Source organism: Streptomyces sp. NPDC029014 (genome assembly GCF_055564695.1).
In genome coordinates, this window is sequence record NZ_JBVHVT010000038.1 from 14,077 (window position 1) to 36,335 (window position 22,259).

Consider the following 22,259-nt stretch of genomic DNA (forward strand, 5'->3'; position numbering starts at 1 on the left):
CGACACGGGCGGCACGGGCGGCGGTACGGGCGGAAGCGTGCGAAGGGACCGGCGGAGGGGCAGGCGGAGGGGCAGGCGGAGGGGCGGGCGGAGGGGCGGGCGGAGGGGCGGGCCCCGCGCGGGACCGCCGCTCCCCGGAGGCCTAGGACTGCCCGTACGCGTCCCGTACGGCGATCAGGACCGCCGCCAACAGGCACAGGGCCGCCACCCCGAAGCACAACAGCACCGCCGTCGGCCGGGGTCGCGGCGTCACGGGTCGACCCCGTCGGACCGCCCGCCGGCGTCGGACGCCCCGTCACGGCGGTGGCGGGAGCGCAACCAGAGGCCGGTGGCGAAGGCCGCGGCGCCGGTCAGCCCGACGGCCAGCGCCACGTCGGCGGGACCGTCCGCGGTGCCCGTCGGCCGGTCGTTGCCCAGCGGCCGGGCCGAGGCCGCCGGCCGGGCGTAGGCCGCGGCGGCGGGGGTGAGCGCGAGGAGCAGGGCCCAGAGGAGGGCTGCGAGGCGGGGTGCGGGTCCTGGCATGCCTCCAGCGGATCCGCACGCGGGCGGGCCGGCCAGCCGGGAGCGTCCGAACGGGCGACCCGCGGCTCGGCGCCGGCCGACGGCCCCGCTCCCGCCGGACTACCCCGCGGAGTGCCGGGCGGCGTCCTTGCGGGCCAGGTCCCGGGAGCGGCGGGCGGGTCCCTTCCAGCCGCAGCTGCACACGGCCAGGCAGAACGAGCCGCGCTCGACGGTGTCGGTGGAGTGGCCGGCGGGGAGCACCTCCGCAGGGCGGGGCAGCTCAACGCCGTCGGGCAGGGCGAGGGGTGACGCCTCGGAATGCAGGTCCACACCACAACGGTACCGGGGACCGGAGCCCTTCCCGAGCCCGGCGGAGGCCCGGGCGCAGACCCGGCGCAGACCTGGGGCGGCCGTGACGGGAAACCGCGGACCTCGTTATCCGGAACGGGTGGGGGCCTCGGTCGAACAGCGGTCATGCGTTGGGGGTTGGCAGGCGATGGTGGTGCATCAGCACGGTTGGCGGCGCGGGCGGGCGGGCGGGGCGGTGCTCGCCGCCGGCATGGCCGCGACCCTCGCCGCGGTGAGCGGCTGCGGCGGCCCGGCCTCCGCGGGCGACGACCGGCCCTCCGGCGACCCGGCGGCCACGGTCCGCGCGGCGGCGGACGCGCTGGCCAGGGCGGGCAGTGCGCGGGCCCGTACGGCGATGGAGATGGCCACCGGCGGCACCCGGGTCACCATCCGCGGCGAGGGCGGCGTCGACTTCAGGAACCGGATGGGTCAGCTCCTGGTCATGCTCCCGGCCGATGCCGCCGGCAAGGAGGAGCACCGGCCCATTACCGAGCTGCTCGTGCCCGGCGCCCTGTACATGAAGAACCGGGGTGCGGGCGTGCCCGCCGACAAGTGGGTCCGGGTGGACACGACCGCCCTCGCCGACGGGAACCTGGTCACCGGCGGTGCGACGGACCCGCAGGCCGCGGCCGAGCTGCTGCGCGGCGCGCAGGACGTCCGGTACGTGGGCGAGACCGAGCTGGCCGGGGAGAAGGTGCGGCACTACCAGGGGACCACCGACATCGGGCGGGCCGCGCAAAGCGCCTCGCCGGCGGTCAAGGGAGCCCTGGAGGCCGCGGCGAAAGGGTTCAGCAAGGACACCGTGCCGTTCGACGCCTACCTCGACGAGGAGGGGCGGCTGCGGAAGGTCCGGCACCGGTTCACCTACGTCAACGATGGCGTGATCGATGTCTCCTCGACCACACTGCTCTACGCGTTCGGGACGCCGGTGACCGTCGTATTGCCCGCAAGCAGGGACATTTACGCCGGGAAGATCGCCGACTAGCCGGTCGGACGGTCCCGGGCCGGCGCGATCGGGTCATGGCGGGGTATCCGGAAATGGTCCATCCGTGTCATGCGCACACCGCCCCGCCCTCCCTACGCTGGGAGACCGCAGATCCACGTCCCCCGTCCGATGGCGGCAGATTGAGGTGACACGCGTGACTCCGGCTGGCGGTACGACGGTGCAGGACCACGTGGCGCTCGCCGAGATCGAACTGTGCGGCGAGCTGATCATCGCGGCCTCCGCGGCGGACGAGGAGCGGCTCAGCCAGGACCGGATCGACGAGGTCCTGATGGGTTTCGCCCGGTAGCCGCCGCCCCTCCTCCCACGCCGTACGCCTGCGGGTGCCCGTACGCCTGCGCCGGGGTACGCCCGCGGGTGCGCCCCGCCCGGTCAGGTCCGCAGGAGCCGCGCGATCGCCTTCGTCGCCTCCTCGACCTTGGCGTCGATCTCCGCCCCGCCCTTGAGGGCCGCGTCGGCCACGCAGTGCCGCAGGTGCTCCTCCAGCAGCTGGAGCGCGAAGGACTGCAGGGCCTTCGTGCTCGCCGAGACCTGGGTGAGTATGTCGATGCAGTACACGTCCTCGTCGACGAGCCGCTGCAGGCCCCGGATCTGCCCCTCGATCCGGCGCAGCCGCTTGAGGTGCTCGTCCTTCCGGTGGTGATACCCGTGCACCGCAGCGCCAGGGGCCGTACCGGTGGCGACGCCGGCTCCGGAGCCTTCCGCCTCGATGGCCGTCATGGGGTCCTCCCGTGGTCCGGAACGAGGGGGATATACCCCCAATGGGTATAGGGTAGCGGGCCGCGCCCGCCCGGGCAGCGGTCCGCGGTGCCCACTCTGCCTGATGGAGGACACCGTGGAATGGCCGGTTAGCCGTGGCCGGGGTATACGCCTAGCATCAGCCTGACCGAATCCGATGCACCCCGAGGACCCCACGTGCGATTTCGTCTGACCCCCAGGGAGACGAGCTTCTACGACATGTTCGCCGCATCCGCGGACAACATCGTCACGGGCTCGAAGCTCCTGATGGAACTGCTCGGAGCGGATCCCTCCGCCCGGGCCGAGATCGCGGAGCGGATGCGTGCGGCCGAGCACGCGGGGGACGACGCCACCCACGCGATCTTCCACCAGCTGAACTCCTCCTTCATCACGCCGTTCGACCGCGAGGACATCTACGCCCTCGCCTCGTCGCTCGACGACATCATGGACTTCATGGAGGAGGCCGTCGACCTGGTGGTCCTCTACAACATCGAAGAGCTCCCCAAGGGCGTCGAGCAGCAGATCGAGGTCCTGGCGCGGGCGGCCGACCTGACGGCCGAGGCCATGCCGCACCTGCGCACGATGGACAACCTGACCGAGTACTGGATCGAGGTCAACCGCCTCGAGAACCAGGCCGACCAGATCCACCGCAAGCTGCTCGCCCAGCTCTTCAACGGCAACTACGACGCCATCGAGGTGCTGAAGCTCAAGCAGATCGTCGACGTCCTCGAAGAGGCCGCCGACGCGTTCGAGCACGTGGCGAACACGGTGGAGACCATCGCCGTCAAGGAGTCCTGAACCCCGTGGACACCTTCGCTCTGATCGTGACCATCGGTGTCGCGCTCGGTTTCACGTACACCAACGGTTTCCACGACTCGGCGAACGCGATCGCGACCTCCGTCTCGACCCGGGCCCTGACCCCGCGCGCCGCCCTCGCGATGGCCGCGGTGATGAACCTCGCCGGTGCCTTCCTCGGCAGCGGCGTGGCGAAGACCGTCAGCGAGGGGCTCATCGAGACCCCCACGGGCAAGACCGGGATGTGGATCCTGTTCTCCGCGCTGGTCGGGGCCATCGTCTGGAACCTGATCACCTGGTACTTCGGCCTGCCGTCCTCCTCCTCGCACGCCCTGTTCGGCGGCATGGTGGGCGCGGCGCTGGCCGGCGGGATCGGGGTCATCTGGTCGGGCGTCGTGGACAAGGTCGTCATCCCGATGTTCCTGTCCCCGATCGTCGGCCTGATCGTCGGCTACCTGGTCATGGTCGTGATCATGTGGCTGTTCCGCCGGTCCAACCCGCACAAGGCCAAGCGCGGCTTCCGCGTCGCGCAGACCGTCTCGGCGGCCGGCATGGCCCTCGGCCACGGTCTGCAGGACGCCCAGAAGACCATGGGTGTCGTGGTGATGGCGCTGGTCATCGCCGACATCGAGAAGCCCGGCGACCCGATCCCGGTGTGGGTGAAGGTGGCCTGCGCGGTGATGCTGTCGCTCGGTACGTACGCGGGCGGCTGGCGCATCATGCGCACCCTCGGCCGCAAGATCATCGAGCTGGACCCGCCGCAGGGCTTCGCCGCGGAGACCACGGGCGCTTCGATCATGTACACGGCGTCGTACCTGTACCACGCGCCGATCTCCACCACCCACGTGATCACCTCGGCGATCATGGGTGTGGGTGCGACCAAGCGGGTCAACGCGGTCCGCTGGGGCGTCGCCAAGAACATCATCATGGGTTGGTTCATCACCATGCCGGCCGCGGCGGGCGTTGCCGCGGCGTGCTTCTGGGTCGTGAACCTGGCCGTCAGTTAGCCGTGCGGGGGCCTTCGGGCCCCGGCCCGCGGCCGCGGCGGGAAAGAGATCGGGCCGGCTCCCCCCACCCAGGGGGAGCCGGCCCTTCGCCTTGCGGTGGCACCGCCATGCAGCACCGCAGGACGTCTGTGCGGCAGAGCCGCGGTCTGTGGATCAGCCGAAGCGGCCCGAGATGTAGTCCTCGGTCGCCTGGACGGACGGGTTGGAGAAGATGCGGTCCGTGTCGTCGATCTCGATGAGCTTGCCGGGCTGGCCGACCGCCGCGAGGTTGAAGAACGCGGTGCGGTCCGAGACACGGGCGGCCTGCTGCATGTTGTGCGTCACGATGACGATCGTGAAGCGCTCCTTCAGCTCGCCGATCAGGTCCTCGATCGCGAGGGTGGAGATCGGGTCGAGGGCCGAGCAGGGCTCGTCCATCAGCAGGACCTCGGGCTCGACCGCGATGGCGCGGGCGATGCACAGGCGCTGCTGCTGGCCGCCGGAGAGGCCGGAGCCCGGCTTGTTCAGGCGGTCCTTGACCTCGTTCCACAGGTTGGCGCCCTTGAGGGAGCGCTCGACGATGTTCCCGAGGTCCGACTTCTTGTGCTTGCCGTTCAGGCGCAGGCCCGCCGCCACGTTGTCGAAGATCGACATGGTGGGGAAGGGGTTCGGGCGCTGGAAGACCATGCCGACCGTGCGGCGGACCGCGACCGGGTCCACGCCGGGGCCGTACAGGTTCTCGTCGTCCAGGAGCACCTTGCCCTCGACGCGGCCGCCGGGGGTGACCTCGTGCATGCGGTTGAGGGTGCGCAGGAAGGTGGACTTGCCGCAGCCGGACGGGCCGATGAAGGCGGTCACGGAGCGGGGCTCGACGGTCATCGAGATGTCGTCGATGGCCTTGTGGGCGCCGTAGAAGGCGGACAGACCGCTGACGTCGATTCGCTTGGCCATGAGGGTCACTTCGCTTTCATGCAGTCGCGTCAGCGACCGGTCTTCGGGGCCTTCCAGCGGGCGATGCCGCGGGCCACCAGATTGAGGATCATGACGAAGGCGATCAGGACGAGCGCTGCGGCCCATGCCCGGTCGTAGGAGGCGTCACTGCCGACCTTGTACTGCTCCCAGATGTAGAGGGGGAGCGAGGACTGGGCGCCTTCGAAGGGGTTGCCGTTGATCAGCTGGGAGCCGAAGACCAGCAGCATGATCGGGGCGGTCTCGCCGGCGATGCGGGCGACGGCCAGCATCAGGCCGGTGGCGATGCCGCCGATGGCGGTGGGGAGGACCACCTTGAGGATCACGCGCCACTTCGGCACACCGAGGGCGAGGGCGGCCTCGCGCAGCTCGTTCGGGACGAGCTTGAGCATCTCCTCGGTGGAGCGGACCACGACGGGCATCATCAGGATCGACAGGGCCATGGCGCCGGCGAAGCCGGAGGGGCCGAAGCCGAGCATCAGGTTCCAGGTCGTCAGGATGAACAGGCCCGCGACGATGGACGGGATGCCGGTCATGACGTCGACGAAGAACGTGACGGCCTTGGCGAGCCGGCCCTTGCCGTACTCGACCAGGTAGACGGCGGTCAGCAGGCCGATCGGCGCGGCGATCAGGGTGGCCAGGGCGATCTGCTCGATCGTGCCGAGCAGGGCGTGGTAGACGCCGCCGCCGGCCTCGAAGCTGGTCACGCCGTTCATCGAGTGGCTGAGGAAGTCGCCGTCGAGGGCTTTGATGCCGCGGCTGATCGTGGTCCAGATCAGCGACAGCAGCGGGATGACCGCGAGCAGGAAGCAGACCCAGACGGCGGACGTCGCCACGCGGTCCGTGGCCTGGCGACGGTTCTCGACGATCGCGCTGGTGGCGTAGGTGATCACGACGTACGAGAGGGCGGCGAGCAGGCCCCACTGGATCTTGCTGCTGAGCCCGAAGACGACGCCGATGCCGCAGCCGAGGGCGATCGCGGCGGCGCCGATGGCGACGGGGGCCCAGCGGGGGAGGCCACCCCGGGTGAGGCTGCTGGTGCCGGAGGGCTTGCCGGCCCGGACGGGCCGCTGGTCCTGGATTGCGTGGCTCATCAGGCGTTCGCCCCCGAGTACTCCTTGCGGCGCGCGATGATCATGCGTGCGGCGCCGTTGACCAGCAGGGTGAGCAGGAAGAGGACGAGACCGGAGGCGATCAGCGCGTCGCGGCCGAACTCGTTGGCCTCGTCGAACTTCGCGGCGATGTTCTGGGCGAACGTGCCGCCACCCGGGTTCAGGATGTGTCCGGAGATCAGGAAGCTCGGGGAGAGGACGGTGGCGACGGCCATCGTCTCGCCGAGCGCGCGGCCGAGGCCGAGCATGGAGGCGGAGATGACGCCGGAGCGGCCGAAGGGCAGGACCGACATGCGGATGACCTCCCAGCGGGTCGCGCCGAGGGCCAGGGCGGCCTCCTCGTTCATGCGCGGGACCTGGCGGAAGACCTCGCGGCTGACGCTGGTCACGATCGGCAGGATCATGATCGCGAGCAGGATGCCGACGGTGAAGAGGGAGCGGGCGACGCCGACCTGGGTCTTGTCGAAGACGTAGGTCCAGCCCATGTACTCGTCCAGCCAGAGGTTCAGGCCGCCCAGGTAGGGGACGAGGAACAGGGCGCCCCAGATGCCGTAGATGATCGACGGCACGGCGGCGAGCAGGTCGATCACGTAGGCGAGGGGGCCGGCCAGCTTTCGCGGCGCGTAGTGCGAGATGAAGAGGGCGATGCCGACGGCGATCGGAACCGCGATGGCCATCGCGATGATCGAGCTGACGACGGTGCCGAAGAGCAGGACGGCGATGCCGAAGACAGGAGGGTTCGCCGACGCGTTCCAGTCGAAGGTGGTGAGGAAGTTGCCCTCGTTCTTCGACAGCGCGATCGAGGCGCGGTAGGTGAGGAAGGCGGCGATCGACGCCATGATCACCAGGAGCAGGATCCCGGAGCCCTTGGAGAGGGCGGCGAAGATCGAGTCACCGGCGCGGCCGGTGGGCTTTCCGCTCGCGGAGACAGGCGGAGGCGTGTCTATCTGGGTGGGTGTGGTGGAAGCCATGGTCTTTCCGGTCTGGACGGGGGCAGGCCCCCTGGCGGCGGTGCACCGGATCCCCCGCGTGACGGGGGAGGGGCCCCTGGGCGGCCGGTCCGGACGGAAGCCGGCCGACCAGGGGCTCAGGGGTTCAGGACAGCGAGTTGACGACCTCGCGGACCTTGGTGTTGATCTCGGCCGGGATCGGGGCGTAGCCGTTCTCGGAGAGGAGCTTCTGGCCGGCGTCCGAGGCGGCGTAGCCGAGGAAGGACTTCACGGTCGGCAGGGTCTCGGCCTTGTTGCCCTTGTCGCAGACGACTTCGTAGGTGACCAGGACGATCGGGTAGGCGCCCTCGGCCTTGGTCGCGTAGTCGAGCTTCAGGGCCAGGTCGGAGCCGGTGCCGGCGACCTTGGCGGCGGCGATGGCCTTGGAGGCGCTGTCGGCGGAGGCCTTGACCGGGGCGGAGGCGCCGGTGTTGATGTCGACGGTCTTGATGTTCTGGGAGCTGGCGTAGGACAGCTCGAAGTATCCGATCGCGCCGTCGACGGTCTTCACCTGGGAGGCGACACCGGAGGAGTTGGACGCACCCTGACCGCCGGGGGCCGGCCACTTCTTGGAGGCCTCGTAGGTCCAGGCGTCGGGGGCGGCGGCCTTCAGGTACTTACCGAGGTTCTCGGTGGTGCCGGAGTCCTCGGAGCGGTGGAAGGCCTGAATCGCCGTGGACGGCAGGTTGACGCCCGGGTTCAGCTTCTTGATCGCCTCGTCGTCCCACTTCTTGATCTTGTCGTTGAAGATGTTCGCGAGGGTGGGGGCGTCGAGCGTGAGCTTGTCGACGCCGGCGACGTTGAAGCCGATGGCGATCGGGCCGCCGACCATCGGCAGGTTGATGCCCTGGCCGCCGGTGCAGACCTTCTTCGACTCCTCGGCCTGCTCGGGCTTCAGCGCGGAGTCCGAGCCGGCGAAGCCGACGGTGCCCTGGTTGAAGGCGACGATGCCCTCACCGGAGGAGGAGGACTTGTAGTTCACCTCGACGCCCTGGCAGGCGGCCATGTAGCTCTTGACCCAGAGGTCCACGGCGTTCTTCTGCGCGGAGGAGCCCGACGCGAGCAGCTTGCCCTTCGCGTCGCCGCACTTGATGTCGCCGGCCGCGACGGACGGCTTGCCGCTCGCGTTGCCGCCGGTGTTGGTGTTGTCGTCCGAGCCGCACGCCGTGAGGACCAGGGCGCCGGACACGACAAGCGCGCCGAGGGCGGAGGCACGAAGCATGTTCTTGCGCTGAAGCTTCACTTTTTGGGGTGTTCCTTCCAGAAGCCGCCGGCCGCTTTCGGTGATCGGGGCGGCGTGCGAAGAGGACATCGTCAGGTGGGACGCGACCGCAAGATCCGGCCAGCGGCGCGCTCTGTACGCCATTGAAATTAGGCAGAACAGGTGAAGCGATCGACGGGGGAAGGTGAACGACGGGTGAACCTCGACAGACGGCCGGGTGCGGCCTGCGACGGGCGGCCCGGCCTGGCCCGGGTGGCATCCGGACGCGGGTGCCCGGCCGGGGCGAGGGGGGTTCGGCCCGTCCGCCGGACTGCGGGGGAGGGGCTTCGGCGGCGGTGTGCGCTGCGGAGTCGTCCATCGCGAGGGGCATGGGTCGAGGGGCGCCGGACTGCGGGAACCGCGGGAAACCGGTGAACCGGAATGCGGTCTCGCCGGGGCCGGCCGCGGGCGCGGCCGACGACGGAAGTCTGTGCTGCCGGCCGTGCCGGCAGCGGGCTCAGGGGCTGCGCAGCCTGATGCGCGGGGCGGGCCGACGGTCGTTCGAATTCGGGTGTGACACCGGATTCGACGATATTCGCCCGGGCGGCCGAACGTCCACCGGACTCCGGGCAGCGCGGGCTGCACACGCGGGCTGCCCAGGGGCGGGCCGGTTTCCGGGGCGCGAGCGGTGCCGCGGGGGCGTCTGTGCAAGCCGTCCGGGGCCGGGGACCCGAACGGGCGGGCACGGATGGCCGGAACTCGACGGTGCCGGTGCACGGCGCCGAGCCCTCTCCGGTCGGATGCGGCCGGCGTACGACGTGATGCGGCCGGCGTACGACGTGCAGCCGTACGCGGCGGCGGGCGCGGCCGGGACCGCCGTGAACGGCATGTCGGCGCGGCCGGGAAGGCGCCCGCCGCCCGCGTATGCCGGCGGAGCACCCGACGGTCGTGCCGACGGCGCCCGGGCCCGGCAGGAGTGGGCGCCGTCGGACTGCGGGCGGGCCAGGTCGCCCGGTCGCAGGGGACCAGGAGGCCCGGCGTCAGGAGGCCGCGGCCGTGGCGACCGGGTGCCAGACGGTGTGGAAGGCGAGGCGGGCCGACCCGACCTCGTGCCGCTGGGCGGCGTGGAGCACCCCGAGGGCGTACGCGGTGGCCGGGGCGATGCGCGGGGTGCGGGCGGCGGCGGCCGACGCGGCGGCCGCCTCGGCGGCGTCGAGGTGCCGGTCCAGGGCCTCGCCGGCCAGGGCCAGCCGGGCCACGTCCTCGCCGAGGACCTCCCGGGCGTAGCGGTGGATCCGCAGGAGGCGGCCCACCTCGTGCCAGACGCCGTCGTGGTCGGGCAGGTACGGGTGGACCTCCGCGGTGGACGGCAGTACGTCGACGGCCGCGGCGAGCCGGGTCCGCGCCACCTCCGCCAGCGGGACCAGGACGTCCTCGACCCGCCCCCGGGCGGCGATCACGTCCAGCGGCACCTCGGAGGCCAGGACGGCCACCGCGTCGGCCACCGCGTGGAACCGGGACGAGCCGAGCGCGTGCAGCGTCGCGGAGTGGGCCCGGGTCCGGGCCAGGGTGAGCTGCCGCTCCAGCAGGGCGGCAGCCCGCGCCGAGCCCACGGTCAGCGCGCCCGGGGTGCCGGGCGGGGCGGGGACCTCCGGCGAGCCGGACAGCCGGTGCAGCGCGTCCAGCAGCCGGGTCAGCCGGGCGGCGTACGCGTGCTCGTCGGCCAGCGTCGTGGCCAGCCAGGCCAGTTCGCCGCGCAGCCCGTCGGCCCAGGACGAGTCGGTGACCGTGCGGAAGGTCGCCAGGGATCCGCTGATCCGGCGCGCAGCCCCCCGCAGGCTGCGCGCCGCGTCGGCGCCGTCCGCGGCGTCGGCCCCGCATTCCTCGTGCAGCCTCAGGCCGCGCAGGAATGCGGTGGCCTGGGCCCGCAGGTACGCGCCGAGCACGTCCCCCGCGGATCCCCCGCCGCTCGCGGTCGCTGTCAGGTCATGGTTTGGCAGAGCCACGCCGGCGCCTCCGGGCGTCTATGAGCATCTCCTGAACGTGCCGCAGCGGCTGGCCTTCGTGGTCGGTGCTGTGCCGGGTCCATTCGCCGTCCGGGCCCAGGTGCCAGGAGGAGGTGGAGTCGGACATGCCGGTCTCCAGCAGTCGGTCCAGCGCCGCGCGGTGTGCCGGGTCGGTGACCCGGACCAGAGCCTCGATGCGGCGGTCGAGGTTGCGGTGCATCATGTCGGCGCTGCCGATCCACACCTCGGGTTCGCCGCCGTTGCCGAAGGCGAAGACCCGGGAGTGCTCCAGGAAGCGGCCGAGGACGGAACGGACCCGGATGTTCTCCGAGAGCCCGGGGACCCCGGGGCGCACGGCGCAGATGCCGCGGACCCAGATGTCGACGGGGACCCCGGCCCGGGAGGCCCGGTAGAGGGCGTCGATGAGGGCCTCGTCGACGAGGGAGTTCATCTTCAGCCGCACGTACGCGGGGCGGCCGGCCCGGTGGTGGGCGGTCTCCTTGTCGATGCGGGCGACGAGGCCGTCGCGCAGCGAGCGGGGCGCGACGAGGAGGCGGCGGTAGGTCTCGCGGCGCGAGTAGCCGGACAGCCGGTTGAAGAGGTCGGAGAGGTCCGCGCCGACCTGCGGGTCGGCGGTGAGCAGGCCGAGGTCCTCGTACAGGCGGGCGGTCTTGGGGTGGTAGTTGCCGGTGCCGACGTGGGAGTAGCGGCGCAGCGTGTCGCCCTCCTGGCGGACGACGAGGGAGAGCTTGCAGTGCGTCTTGAGGCCCACGAGGCCGTAGACGACGTGGCAGCCGGCCTCCTCCAGCTTGTGGGCCCACTTGATGTTGGCCTGCTCGTCGAAGCGGGCCTTGATCTCGACGAGGACGAGGACCTGCTTGCCGGATTCGGCGGCGTCGATGAGGGCGTCGACGATGGGGGAGTCACCGGAGGTGCGGTACAGCGTCTGCTTGATCGCGAGGACGTGCGGGTCGGCGGCCGCCTGCTCCAGGAAGGCCTGTACGGAGGTGGAGAAGGAGTCGTACGGGTGGTGCAGCAGGACGTCGCGTTCGCGCAGCGCGGCGAAGATGTCGGGCGCGGAGGCCGATTCGACCTCGGCGAGGTCGCGGTGGGTGCCGGCGACGAACTTGGGGTACTTCAGCTCGGGCCGGTCCAGGGAGGCGATGCCGAAGAGGCCGGTCAGGTCGAGCGGGCCGGGCAGCGGGTAGACCTCGGCGGCGGAGATCTTCAGTTCCTGGACCAGCAGGTCGAGGACGCCGGGGTCGATGGACTCCTCCACCTCCAGGCGGACCGGCGGGCCGAAGCGGCGCCGCATGAGCTCCTTCTCCAGGGCCTGCAGGAGGTTCTCGGCGTCGTCCTCCTCGACCTCCAGGTCCTCGTTGCGCGTCACCCGGAACATGTGGTGCGCGAGGACCTCCATGCCGGGGAAGAGCTCCTCCAGGTGCGCGGCGATCACGTCCTCCAGGGGGACGTAGCGCTGCGGGGAGGCCTCCAGGAAGCGCGACAGCAGCGGCGGCACCTTGACGCGGGCGAAGTGGCGGTGCCCGCTGACGGGGTTGCGCACGACGACGGCCAGGTTCAGGGACAGGCCGGAGATGTACGGGAACGGGTGCGCGGGGTCCACGGCCAGCGGCGTCAGCACCGGGAAGATCTGGTTGCGGAACAGGGTGAAGAGGCGGGCCTGCTCCTTCTCGGTGAGGTCGGGCCAGCGGATGAGGTGGATGCCCTCCTCGGCGAGCGCGGGGGCGATGTCGTGCTGGTAGCAGGCGGCGTGCCGGGCCATGAGCTCGCGCGAGCGGGTCCAGATGAGGTCGAGGACCTCGCGGGGCTGGAGGCCGGAGGCCGAACGGGTGGCGACCCCGGTCGCGATGCGGCGCTTGAGGCCGGCGACGCGGACCATGAAGAACTCGTCGAGGTTGCTCGCGAAGATCGCCAGGAAGTTGGCGCGTTCGAGGAGCGGGGTGGTGGGGTCCTCGGCGAGCTCCAGGACCCGCTCGTTGAAGGCCAGCCAGCTGCGCTCGCGGTCCAGGAAACGCTCGGGCGGGAGCTCCGCGCCGTCCGTGTCGTCGTAGGAGTCCATGTCGGTGTCGATCTCGGGCGCGAGGTCGGCTTCGAGGCCGTTGGCGTGCGGCCGGTGCGCGTCGATGGAGCCGAGCCGGGCCGGCGCGGCGGACGAGCCGGCAAGGGCCGCGGCGGACGTGGACGACGGGTGCTGGGCGGGGACCTCGGTGGGCCCTGCGCTGGGCTGGTGGCTCATGACTCCATTGTTCCGCGCACGCGGCAGGACGGGCGCGTCGGACGGGGCCGCGGTCAGCCGGAGTCGGGGTCGCATGTCCGGAGAGTCGCAAGCGCGTCTTAAGGGCTGGTGAATGGCGTATGGCTTCCAGGCTCCGGATCGCGCACGAGTACGTCAGCTTCGCTCCGGAATGCACCCGTACGGGCCCCGGTGCGCCCGGTGGGCCCGTACGGGTGGTGACGCTCAGCTCTCCGTTCGATACATCAGGTCGACCTCGTGCGTGCTGAAGCCGAGGCCCTCGTAGACGGCGAGGGCCGCCGTGTTGTCGGCGTCGACGTAGAGCATCGCGGTGGGCAGGCCGGCGGCGGCCAGGTGTTGGAGGCCGACCGCGGTGAGGGCCTTGCCGAGGCCGCCGCCCTGGGCGCCGGGCAGGACGCCGAGCACGTAGACCTCGCCGAGCTGCTCGGCGGCGTGGACCTTCGTCCAGTGGAAGCCGACGAGCTCCCCTTCCCGTTCGGCGAGGAAGAAGCCCTTCGGGTCGAACCAGGGCTGCGCCATCCGGTCGTCGAGGTCGCGCTGGGTGAGCGAGCCCTGCTCGGGGTGGTGGGCGAAGGCGGCCGCGTTGGTGGCGAGCCAGGCCGCGTCGTCCTGTCCGGGCACGAAGGTGCGCACGGTGATCCCGGCGGGCAGTACCGGCTCGGGCAGTGCGGGCGAGTCGGGGCCGAGCGGGCGGCGCAGCTGGCGCAGCTCGCGGAACAGGGTGAGTCCGAGGACCTGGGCGAGGTGGCGGGCGGCGGACTTGCCGCCGTGCGCCCAGACCCGGATCCGCTTGCCGGAGGCGGCGAGGAGGGCCGAGCCGAGGGCGCGGCCGTGGCCGCGGCCGCGCAGTGCGGGGTGCACGACGAGTTCGGCGGCGGGTGCCTCCACCGGGTCGGTGTCCTCCAGTTGGCCGTAGCCGGCGAGCCGTCCCTTCTCGGTGAGCAGGAAGTGCCGGATGCCCTCGCGGCGGCCGCCGCGCAGCTGGAGCCGGCCCTGCTCGGAGACGGCGGTGGTGCCGTCGGTGCGGGCCGCGTCCTCGATCAGGGCGAGGACGGCATCGGCCTGTTCCTCCGTCAGTTCTTCGAGGGTCTGGATCTGGCGTCCCGGCTCCAGGGCCGCTGCTGCGTCGTCAGTCATGCTCCGAGCGTACGGCGGCCCGGGGCGCGGGCGGTGGTGTCGGGGTGTTAACCAGCTCGATACCCCACCCCCCTGTTGGTGCTACGCGCGTTGACCGTAGGCTGCGCCAGACCTCCATGCTTTACCGCTGTTTCATAAGGGGACAAAATGTCAGCGACGCCGCAACGGCACCGCAGAACCCGCCGGTTGGCCCTCGTCGCAGCAGCCGCGACGGTTGCTTCCGGTGCGATGGTCGCCGCCGCACTGCCGGCCGGTGCCACGAGTGGCGGCGGTGCGGGCAAGAGCCGCACCGTCGACGTGCAGCTGCTGTCGTTCAACGACTTCCACGGCACGCTGGAGCCCCCGCAGGGCTCCTCCGGCACCGTGACCGAGCGTCAGGCGGACGGCTCCACCAAGGCCATACCGGCCGGTGGTGTCGAGTACCTGGCCACCGGCCTGCGCGAGGCCCGCAAGGGTCACGAGTACTCCATCACCGCTGCGGCGGGCGACATGATCGGCGGCAGCCCGATGCTGTCCGGTCTCTTCCACGACGAGCCGACCGTCGAGGCGCTGAACAACCTGAAGCTGGACGTCTCCAGCGTCGGCAACCACGAGTTCGACGAGGGCAAGACCGAGCTGCGCCGCATGGCGTACGGCGGCTGCCACCCGGTCGAGGGCTGCTTCGAGATGGGCAAGGAGTTCACCGGCTCCGAGTTCAAGTACCTCGCCGCGAACGTCGTGGACGAGAAGACCAAGCGTCCGCTGATGTCGCCCACCTGGATCTGGAAGAAGGGGGACGTCAAGATCGGCTTCATCGGCGTCACCCTGGAGGGCACCCCGGACGTCGTGACGGCCGACGGCGTCAAGGGCCTGAAGTTCGGCGACGAGGTCGAGACGATCAACAAGTACGCCGCCGAGCTGAGCAAGCAGGGCGTGAACTCGATCGTGGCCCTGATCCACGAGGGCGGCCTGCCGGCGAACGGCGCGTACAACTACGACTGCAACGTCCCGGGTGCCGGTGCCGGCATCTCCGGTGCGATCGTGGACATCGCGAAGAACGTGGACCCGAAGGTCGACGCGCTGGTCACCGGTCACACCCACCAGGCCTACGCCTGCAACATCCCGGACCCGGCGGGCAACCCGCGCATGGTCACCTCGGCCGCCTCGTACGGCCGGCTGTTCACGGACACCACGCTGACGTACGACCGGCAGACCAAGGACATCGTCCGCACGGCCGCCCTCGCGCCGAAGCCGGTCAACAAGGTCGTCAGCCGTGAGGTGCCCAAGGCCCCGGACATGACCGCGCTGATCGACCGCTGGAAGGCGCTGGCCGCGCCGGTCGCGAACCGTCCGATGGGCTACATCTCGGGGGACATCGCGGGCCGCGGCTCGGAGGCCCCGGAGAAGCCGCTCGGCGACCTGATCGCGGACGCGCAGCTGGAGGCCACGGCCCCGGCGGCCAAGGGCGGCGCGCAGCTGGCCATCATGAACCCGGGCGGCATCCGCGCCGACCTGGCGTACAAGGCGGCCGGTGACGAGGGCGACGGCGTCGTGACGTACGGCGAGTCGTACACGGTCCAGCCGTTCAACAACCTGCTGAACGTCGTGGACCTGACCGGCGCGCAGCTGATCACGGCCCTGCAGCAGCAGGTCAGCGGCCCGGTCAACGGTGCGAACCCGAAGATCCTGCAGGTTTCGAAGGGCTTCACCTACACCCTGGACATGACCAGGTCGGGCGCGGACCGCATCGTCGTGGACTCGGTGAAGCTGAACGGCGCGGCGATCGACCCCGCCAAGACCTACCGGGTCGTGATGAACGAGTTCCTCGCGGGCGGCGGTGACGGCTTCACCGTCCTGAAGGAGCACAAGAACAAGCTGGTCGGCGTGCCCGACCTGGAGGCCTTCAACGTCCTGCTGGCGAAGTCGAGCGCGGCGGCCCCGATCGCCCCGCCGGCGGCGGACCGCATCACGGTCGTCAAGTAGCAGCGGGCAACAGGCAGCGGACATCCGGCAGTAGGGCAGTGGGCGGCGGCCCCCGTGGCGGGCCGCCGGGCCGGACATGACTCCCCGGAGGGGGCGGTGGGCGAGAGCGCCCGCCGCCCCCTCCGTCGTACCCGCGCACCCTCATGGCGCGGGTGGCGGGCTCACAGGCCGGAGAGGAACTTCTCCACGGCGGCGTGGAAGGCGTCCGGCCGGGTGAAGGGGATGAAGTGGTCCCCTTCGACGGCCTCGTACGCGGTGTCCGGGCGGCGCGCGACCATGGCGTCGGCCGTGGCCTGGGGGAGGCTCGCGCTGTGGGTGGCGTGGATCAGCAGGGCGGGGCAGTGGCTGCCGAGCCAGGCGTCCCAGTGGTCTCCGCGGACCCCGGCGATGGCGTCGAGCACGTCCTGCGGGTGGAAGGGCAGCCGCCAGCCGGTCCCGTCGGGCAGCGGGCGTAGGGCCGGGGCGACGAACTGCGAGCCGATCGGGCCGGCGGCTTCGAGGAGTTCCTCGCGGGTGGCGGCGGTGTAGCGCATGGTGTGCAGGAACTCGAACCCGGCGGGGGCCCGCCCGGCTTCGGGGGCTCCTGCGAGCGGGACCTCGATGGTGGACTCGGCGTTGATCAGCGCGGAGATCCGGCCGGGGTGGGCTGCGGCGAGGTGGGCGGCGTTGATCCCGCCCAGCGAGTAGCCGAGGACGGGCAGCGGGGCGTCGAGGCCGAGGTGGTCGAGGAGGGCGACGGCGTCGGCGACGAACCCTTCCGTGCGGTAGTGCGGGGCGCGGTCGGAGTCGCCGTGGCCCCGCTGGTCGGGGGCGATGACCCGCCACCGGCCGGCGAGTGCGGCGGCCAGGCCGTTGAAGGCGGCGCCTTCGGAGAGGCCGCCGTGGAGCGCGAGCAGAGGGCGCCCGGCGCCTGCGGAGTCCAGGTACGACAGAGCGCGGCCGTCGATGGTCAGCGTGTTGCGCATGCTTTCGGTTCTCCCCGTGTCGTCGTGCAGGTACTGGGTGCCGCACGTTCGGGTGCGGCGTGTGCGTGTGCTGCTCGTACTGCGGTGACGGGCATGAGCCTGCCATCGTTTGGGCGCTTGCGCAATACGGGTGTTTTGCGCGCTTGCGCAAAACGGGGCGCGGATACGATCCCGCCATGGGAAATCGCGAGGACCTGCTGGCCGGAGCGCGCCGCTGCCTGGAGGAGAAGGGCTATCTGCGCACCACGGTGCGGGACATCGCCGCGGTGTCGAACGTGAGCATGGCCGCGATCGGCTACCACTTCGGCTCCCGCGAGGCGCTGCTCAACCAGGCGCTGTTCGCCGCCATGGACGAATGGTCCGCCGGCTCCGGCCGGCTCACCGGGCAGGGCGACACCGCCGAGGAGCGGTACGCCGACACCTGGGACCGCAAGATCCGGGACTTCGGCGAGATGCGCTGGCTGTGGCTCGCCTCGGTGGAGGCCTTCGTCCACGCGCAGTCCTCGCCCGAGCTGCTCGCCGTACTCGCCGAGGGCCAGCGCAAGAACCGGCGGATGGTGGCCGCGGTGCTGCGCGGGGTGGCGGTGGAGGAGGTCTCCGAGGAGGACGTGGCCAGCCTGGGCGCGCTGCACATCGCGCTGCTCAGCGGGGTGATGGTGCAGGCCCTCACCGACCCGGAGGGGGCGCCGACCGGGCAGGGGCTCGCCCGGGGGCTGCGCGCCATGGTGGAGCTGCTCGGCGAACCGGCGGCTACCGATGGGTAGTAACCCCCGGTCCCGCACGCCATAATCCGGTCCCACCAACGGGACCGGCAAGGGGGCTGGGATGGCTGCGGATCGTCGGACGTTTCTGGTCGGGGCGGTGGCGGTGGGCGCGGGCGCGGCCCTCGCGCTGGGTGGGGCACCCGCCTCCGCACGCGCGGGCGGCGTACCCGCCTCCGCACGCGCGCTCGGCACCCAGGACTGGATGGCCGGACTCGCCGACTCCACCGCCCTGCAGCGGATGACCGTCCCGGGCACCCACGACTCCGGCGCCCGCCAGGGCGGGCTCTACGTCGCCTGCCAGAACACCTCGATCGCCGAACAGCTCGACTCCGGCATCCGCTACCTCGACGTGCGCTGCCGGGTGACGGGCGGCTCGTTCGCCATCCACCACGGCTCCTTCTACCAGGGCCTGATGTTCGGTGACGTGCTCGTCACCTGCCGGGACTTCCTCGCCGCCCACCCCCGAGAGATGGTCCTGATGCGGGTGAGACAGGAGTACTCCACCGAGAGCGACGCCGTCTTCCGCGCCGTCTTCGACGACTACCTCGACCGGCGCGGCTGGCGGCCGTTGTTCCGGATCGCCGACACCCTGCCCACCCTCGGCCGGGCCCGCGGCGCGGTCGTGCTCCTCGCCGACAACGGCGGCCTGCCCGGCCTGCGGTACGGCGAGGGCAGCGTCTTCGACGTCCAGGACGACTGGAACGCGGAGCCCTTCGCCAAGCGCGGCCTGATTGAGAACCACTTCCGCAAGGCCGTCCAGCAGCCCGGCAGGCTCTTCGTGAACCACACCAGCACCTCGGCCTACCTGCCGCCGCGCTGGAACTCCGACCGCCTCAACCCGCAGGTGCACGCCTTCGTCGACGGCGCCGAGCTGGCCGGCCGGACCGGGCTCGGCGTCGTCCCCATGGACTTCCCGAACACCCGCTCCGGCCTGGTCGCCTCACTGATCCGACACAACTGACGCAGCCATCGCGGCCGTCCCGGCTGCCTCGGCCGCCTCGGCCGCCGCCGCGGGGGGTGGCGTCGGCGCGCCGGGGATCCGCAGCACCGCCTCCGTGCCCGGGCCGCCGTCGCGCGGGGCCCGCAGCTCGGCCGTGCCGCCCGCGCGCTGCACCGTACGGGCCACGATGGACAGGCCGAGCCCGCTGCCGGGCAGCGCCCGGGCCGACGAGGACCGCCAGAACCGCTCGAACACGTGCGGCAGGTCCTCGGCCGGGACACCGGGCCCGCGGTCCCGTACGGTCAGTCCGCCCGCCCGCAGTGCGACGGAGACGACCCCGCCCGGCGGGCTGAACTTCACCGCGTTGTCCAACACGTTGACCACGGCCCGCTCCAGCGCCGACGCCTCGCCCCGCACGTACCAGGGCTCCAGCGCGGCCTCGAAGACCAGCTCCGGGCCGCGCAGCCGGGCCCGCGACAGGGCGCTGTCGGCGACCTCGTGCAGGGCCACGACCTCCAGCCGGGCGGGCGGTCCCGCGTCCGGCCGCGACAGCTCCTGGAGGTCGCCGATCAGCGAGGCCAGCTCCGTCATCTGCGCCTTGACCGAGGCCAGCAGTTCCCGCCGGTCCTCGGCCGGGATGGCCCGGCCGGTCTGCTCGCTGCGCGCCAGCAGCTCGATGTTGGTCCGCAGCGAGGTCAGCGGTGTGCGCAGCTCGTGGCCGGCGTCGGCGATGAGCCGGGCCTGCCGCTCCCGGGAGGAGGCGAGGGCCGCCGTCATGGAGTTGAACGACCGCGACAGGCGGGCGATCTCGTCGTCGCCCTCGTCGGGGATCCGCACGGTCAGGTCCTCGGTACGGGCGATGTGCTCGACCGCCCCGGTCAGTTCGTCCACCGGCCGCAGCCCGGTCCGGGCCACCCACAGGCCGGCCGCGCCCGCACCGACCGCACCGACCCCGCAGACCAGCAGCAGCACCCAGGTCAGCGTGGACAGCGGTTTGTCTATGTCGGCCAGCGGCTTGGCCACGGAGATCCCGAAGACCTGCGAGTCCGGCTGGGCCTGCGCCTGGAAGGTGTAGACCCGCATCCGGGCCCCGGAGGCGGTCCGCACGTCGTGCAGCGCGTTCGGCCGCTGCCCGGTGGCGACGTCCCGGTCGGCCGGCACCACCGGCAGGTCGGTCCGGCCGCCCACCCAGCAGTGCGCGCCGTTCGGCAGGACGATCTGCACGGTCGCGTTGAGGTTCCCGGCGATCTCGGGGGCCGGCCGGGCGGGTGCGCTGACGCAGATCCCGTTGCGCAGGGTCTGCACGACCTCCGCGGACGGGTTCGTCGCGACCAGCGCGCGGTCCAGCTGCTCGCTCAGCTGCGTGCGCACCATCACCCACGACACCGCGGCCACGGCCGCGACGGCCACCGCCACCGCCACCGTCACCAGCAGGGCGAGCCGGGAGCGCAGCGGCAGTCCGCGGAAGCGGGCCGCCGGGCTCATTCCGAACCTCCGGAATCACCGGCTCCGGACGTGCGCAGGACGTAGCCGACGCCGCGTACGGTGTGGACGAGGCGGGGCTCGCCGGCGGCCTCGGTCTTGCGGCGCAGGTACATCACGTACACGTCCAGGGAGTTGGAACTGGGCTCGAAGTCGAAGCCCCACACGGTCTTGAGGATCTGCTCGCGCGTGAGCACCTGCCGCGGGTGCGCCAGGAACATCTCCAGCAGCGTGAACTCGGTCCGGGTCAGCTCCACCGGGCGCGCGGCCCGGGTCACCTCGCGGGTCGCGAGGTCCATCCGCAGGTCCCCGAAGGCGAGGTGGTTCCCGGGCTCCTGGGCCGGTCCGGGCACGGGGGCGGCGTACGCGCTGCGCCGCAGCAGGGCCCGGACGCGGGCGAAGAGCTCGTCCAGCTCGAAGGGCTTGACCAGGTAGTCGTCGGCGCCCGCGTCGAGGCCGGTGACCCGGTCGCCGACGGTGTCGCGGGCGGTGAGCATCAGGATCGGGGTGGTGCTCCCGCCGGCGCGCAGTCGGCGGGCCGCGGTCAGGCCGTCCATGCGGGGCATCTGGACGTCGAGGACGATCAGGTCGGGGGCGTACGCGCCCGCCTTGTCGAGGGCGTCGAGCCCGTCGACGGCGGTCTGCGCCGCGTACCCCTCGAAGGCGAGGCTGCGGCGCAGGGCCTCCCGTACGGCGGGCTCGTCGTCGACGACGAGGATGCGCTGCTGGTCGCCTTCGGCGGGCTTCATACGGTCCCCCAGGGGTGGTGTGCGGCGGTCGGCGGCCGGCGGCGGGCGGCCGGCGGTGCCTTCCAGCGTCGCACGACCCGCCGGTCAGAAGGCCGTGCCGAAGCCGTCGGCGGAATCACTTCCGCCGCTTCCGCCGCTGCCGCCCTTGCGGAGGGCGTCCAGATCGGCCTTGATCGTGTTCACCGGGATGGCGAAGCCGAGGCCCACGCTGCCGGCGGCAGAGGTGTCGGTGGCGGGCGAGTAGATCGCGGACGGCATCCCGATGATCTCGCCGTTCATGTTGACGAGGGCGCCGCCGGAGTTGCCGGGGTTGAGGGAGGCGTCCGTCTGGATGGCCTTGTACGAAGTGGTGTTCGAGCCGGTGTTCCCGTTGAACTGGCGGCCGTCGAACGAGAACGGCCAGCCGCCCTCGCCGCTGCGCTGCCGCTGCGGCGCCTGCTGCTCCGACTTGGGCACGTTGACCTCGCGGTTCAGCGCCGACACGATGCCGCTGGTGACCGTGCCGGTGAGGCGGTCCGGCGAGCCGATCGCGACGACCTGCTCGCCGACCCGGACGCCGTCGGAGTTGCCGAGCCGGACGGGCTTGAGGTCGGACGCGCCCTGGAGCTTGATCAGCGCGAGGTCCTTGTCCGGGTCGGTGCCGACGATCTTCGCGGGGAACTTCCGGCCGTCGTGCAGCGTGACCTGGACCTCGGACGCACCGCTGACCACGTGGTTGTTGGTGGCGATCTCGCCGTCGGCGGTGAGGACGAAGCCGGAGCCGGTGCCCTGGCCCGACCCGGTACGGGTGTCGATCCGCGCGACGGAAGGGCTGACCTGCTCGGCGACCCCGGCGACCGTACCGCTGTTGGACTGCGAGACGACCGTGCCGTTGAAGCCGCCCGGGGCCCCCGCCCGGTCGCCGAGCAGCTGCTGGACCAGCGTGGCGGTGCCGCCGCCGATGACCGCCGCCGCGATCGCGACGGCGGCGAGCAGCGCCACCGGGCGCTTGGCCCGGGCGGCGTGCGCCGGGCCGCCCTCGGGCGCGGGGGCCGCAGGGTCGGCCGGGGGAGCGGTCTCGCCGCCGATCACCGCGGGTCGGTGAGCCTCGAACCACCCGGGCGCCGGGCCGTCGGCGCCGGGCGGGTACGCCGGCGGGGGCGGGTAGGACCCGCCGGACCCGTCGGACCCGTCGAAGGGCGCGCTCGGGGACGTGCTGTACTCCTGCGGGTACCCGCCCTCGCGGCGGAAGCTCTCGGTCATGTCTATGACTCTGTCCGCGGATCATGAGAGCTTTCTGAGTGCCCGCTGAGAAGCCCGACAGAACCTTGTATGCCCTATATAAGGACGGCCCCGCC

21 protein-coding genes are annotated in these 22,259 nt (G+C 72.0%); 7 read left to right on the forward strand and 14 right to left on the reverse strand.

Annotation, left to right across the window (positions count from 1 at the left end; all coding sequences use genetic code 11):
- Window positions 1–249: 249 nt before the first annotated feature.
- Both ACZ4VL_RS21570 and ACZ4VL_RS21575 read right to left on the reverse strand, forming a co-directional pair.
- Window positions 250–522 (reverse strand): hypothetical protein, encoded by a 273-nt coding sequence (locus tag ACZ4VL_RS21570; RefSeq protein ID WP_468202230.1) that lies wholly within the window; start codon window positions 520–522, stop codon window positions 250–252.
- A gap of 99 nt (window positions 523–621) precedes the next feature.
- Window positions 622–831, reverse strand: a complete 210-nt coding sequence (locus ACZ4VL_RS21575; protein ID WP_452939062.1) for a hypothetical protein — start codon at window positions 829–831, stop codon at window positions 622–624.
- 166 nt (window positions 832–997) lie between these two features.
- Here ACZ4VL_RS21575 and ACZ4VL_RS21580 point away from each other — a divergent pair, with 166 nt between their 5' ends.
- Together ACZ4VL_RS21580 and ACZ4VL_RS21585 are read left to right on the forward strand one after the other, a co-directional pair.
- Window positions 998–1,834, forward strand: coding sequence for an SCO4651 family lipoprotein (locus tag ACZ4VL_RS21580; RefSeq protein WP_468202233.1), 837 nt, complete (start codon window positions 998–1,000; stop codon window positions 1,832–1,834).
- Between the two features lie 154 nt (window positions 1,835–1,988).
- Window positions 1,989–2,141: a hypothetical protein gene (locus ACZ4VL_RS21585; RefSeq protein WP_179177070.1), complete on the forward strand. Its 153-nt coding sequence runs from the start codon at window positions 1,989–1,991 to the stop codon at window positions 2,139–2,141.
- Between the two features lie 83 nt (window positions 2,142–2,224).
- On the opposite strand, the gene ACZ4VL_RS21590 is transcribed toward ACZ4VL_RS21585, so the two are convergent.
- Window positions 2,225–2,572 (reverse strand): metal-sensitive transcriptional regulator, encoded by a 348-nt coding sequence (locus ACZ4VL_RS21590; protein ID WP_468202236.1) that lies wholly within the window; start codon window positions 2,570–2,572, stop codon window positions 2,225–2,227.
- A 195-nt stretch (window positions 2,573–2,767) separates the two neighbouring features.
- Between ACZ4VL_RS21590 and ACZ4VL_RS21595 the strand changes: the two genes are divergently transcribed.
- The gene (locus ACZ4VL_RS21595) at window positions 2,768–3,388 is read left to right on the forward strand and encodes a DUF47 domain-containing protein (protein WP_179177074.1); all 621 of its coding nucleotides are present in this window, start codon (window positions 2,768–2,770) and stop codon (window positions 3,386–3,388) included.
- 5 nt (window positions 3,389–3,393) lie between these two features.
- Window positions 3,394–4,392: an inorganic phosphate transporter gene (locus tag ACZ4VL_RS21600; RefSeq protein ID WP_404241413.1), complete on the forward strand. Its 999-nt coding sequence runs from the start codon at window positions 3,394–3,396 to the stop codon at window positions 4,390–4,392.
- A 153-nt stretch (window positions 4,393–4,545) separates the two neighbouring features.
- Here the strand turns inward: ACZ4VL_RS21600 and pstB are convergent, their stop codons facing one another.
- The 7 genes from pstB to mshD form a co-directional block, all read right to left on the reverse strand.
- A complete protein-coding gene (gene pstB, locus ACZ4VL_RS21605; RefSeq protein ID WP_361095077.1) occupies window positions 4,546–5,322 on the reverse strand; it encodes a phosphate ABC transporter ATP-binding protein PstB in 777 nt (258 codons plus the stop codon).
- A gap of 29 nt (window positions 5,323–5,351) precedes the next feature.
- The gene (gene pstA / locus ACZ4VL_RS21610) at window positions 5,352–6,434 is read right to left on the reverse strand and encodes a phosphate ABC transporter permease PstA (protein ID WP_468202239.1); all 1,083 of its coding nucleotides are present in this window, start codon (window positions 6,432–6,434) and stop codon (window positions 5,352–5,354) included.
- The gene (pstC, locus tag ACZ4VL_RS21615) at window positions 6,434–7,423 is read right to left on the reverse strand and encodes a phosphate ABC transporter permease subunit PstC (RefSeq protein WP_468202242.1); all 990 of its coding nucleotides are present in this window, start codon (window positions 7,421–7,423) and stop codon (window positions 6,434–6,436) included. Before pstC ends, pstA begins: the two co-directional genes overlap by 1 nt.
- Before the next feature lie 124 nt (window positions 7,424–7,547).
- Window positions 7,548–8,684, reverse strand: coding sequence for a phosphate ABC transporter substrate-binding protein PstS (pstS, locus tag ACZ4VL_RS21620; RefSeq protein WP_468202245.1), 1,137 nt, complete (start codon window positions 8,682–8,684; stop codon window positions 7,548–7,550).
- A 998-nt stretch (window positions 8,685–9,682) separates the two neighbouring features.
- Window positions 9,683–10,648, reverse strand: coding sequence for a CHAD domain-containing protein (locus ACZ4VL_RS21625; RefSeq protein ID WP_468202247.1), 966 nt, complete (start codon window positions 10,646–10,648; stop codon window positions 9,683–9,685).
- Window positions 10,629–12,905, reverse strand: coding sequence for an RNA degradosome polyphosphate kinase (locus tag ACZ4VL_RS21630; RefSeq protein ID WP_468202250.1), 2,277 nt, complete (start codon window positions 12,903–12,905; stop codon window positions 10,629–10,631). Before ACZ4VL_RS21630 ends, ACZ4VL_RS21625 begins: the two co-directional genes overlap by 20 nt.
- Window positions 12,906–13,127: 222 nt before the next feature.
- Window positions 13,128–14,060 (reverse strand): mycothiol synthase, encoded by a 933-nt coding sequence (gene mshD / locus ACZ4VL_RS21635; RefSeq protein WP_468202252.1) that lies wholly within the window; start codon window positions 14,058–14,060, stop codon window positions 13,128–13,130.
- Window positions 14,061–14,207: 147 nt separating this feature from the next.
- Here mshD and ACZ4VL_RS21640 point away from each other — a divergent pair, with 147 nt between their 5' ends.
- Window positions 14,208–16,022, forward strand: coding sequence for a bifunctional metallophosphatase/5'-nucleotidase (locus ACZ4VL_RS21640; protein ID WP_468202255.1), 1,815 nt, complete (start codon window positions 14,208–14,210; stop codon window positions 16,020–16,022).
- A 161-nt stretch (window positions 16,023–16,183) separates the two neighbouring features.
- On the opposite strand, the gene ACZ4VL_RS21645 is transcribed toward ACZ4VL_RS21640, so the two are convergent.
- A complete protein-coding gene (locus ACZ4VL_RS21645; RefSeq protein WP_468202258.1) occupies window positions 16,184–16,987 on the reverse strand; it encodes an alpha/beta fold hydrolase in 804 nt (267 codons plus the stop codon).
- Between the two features lie 176 nt (window positions 16,988–17,163).
- Here ACZ4VL_RS21645 and ACZ4VL_RS21650 point away from each other — a divergent pair, with 176 nt between their 5' ends.
- Both ACZ4VL_RS21650 and ACZ4VL_RS21655 read left to right on the forward strand, forming a co-directional pair.
- Entirely contained in the window at window positions 17,164–17,751 is a 588-nt protein-coding gene (locus tag ACZ4VL_RS21650; protein ID WP_468202260.1) for a TetR/AcrR family transcriptional regulator, read from the forward strand.
- A 61-nt stretch (window positions 17,752–17,812) separates the two neighbouring features.
- Window positions 17,813–18,712, forward strand: coding sequence for a phosphatidylinositol-specific phospholipase C (locus ACZ4VL_RS21655; protein WP_468202263.1), 900 nt, complete (start codon window positions 17,813–17,815; stop codon window positions 18,710–18,712).
- Here the strand turns inward: ACZ4VL_RS21655 and ACZ4VL_RS21660 are convergent.
- From ACZ4VL_RS21660 to ACZ4VL_RS21670, 3 genes are all read right to left on the reverse strand, one after another.
- Complete coding sequence (locus tag ACZ4VL_RS21660; RefSeq protein ID WP_468202265.1) at window positions 18,692–20,176, reverse strand: sensor histidine kinase; 1,485 nt, start codon at window positions 20,174–20,176, stop codon at window positions 18,692–18,694. The two genes, ACZ4VL_RS21655 and ACZ4VL_RS21660, sit on opposite strands and share 21 nt — an antisense overlap.
- Entirely contained in the window at window positions 20,173–20,922 is a 750-nt protein-coding gene (locus ACZ4VL_RS21665; protein ID WP_468202268.1) for a response regulator transcription factor, read from the reverse strand. The genes ACZ4VL_RS21660 and ACZ4VL_RS21665 overlap by 4 nt, the downstream gene beginning before the upstream one ends.
- A gap of 84 nt (window positions 20,923–21,006) precedes the next feature.
- On the reverse strand, window positions 21,007–22,164 hold the full coding sequence (locus tag ACZ4VL_RS21670) for a S1C family serine protease (RefSeq protein WP_468202269.1): 1,158 nt from the start codon (window positions 22,162–22,164) through the stop codon (window positions 21,007–21,009).
- Window positions 22,165–22,259: the final 95 nt, after the last annotated feature.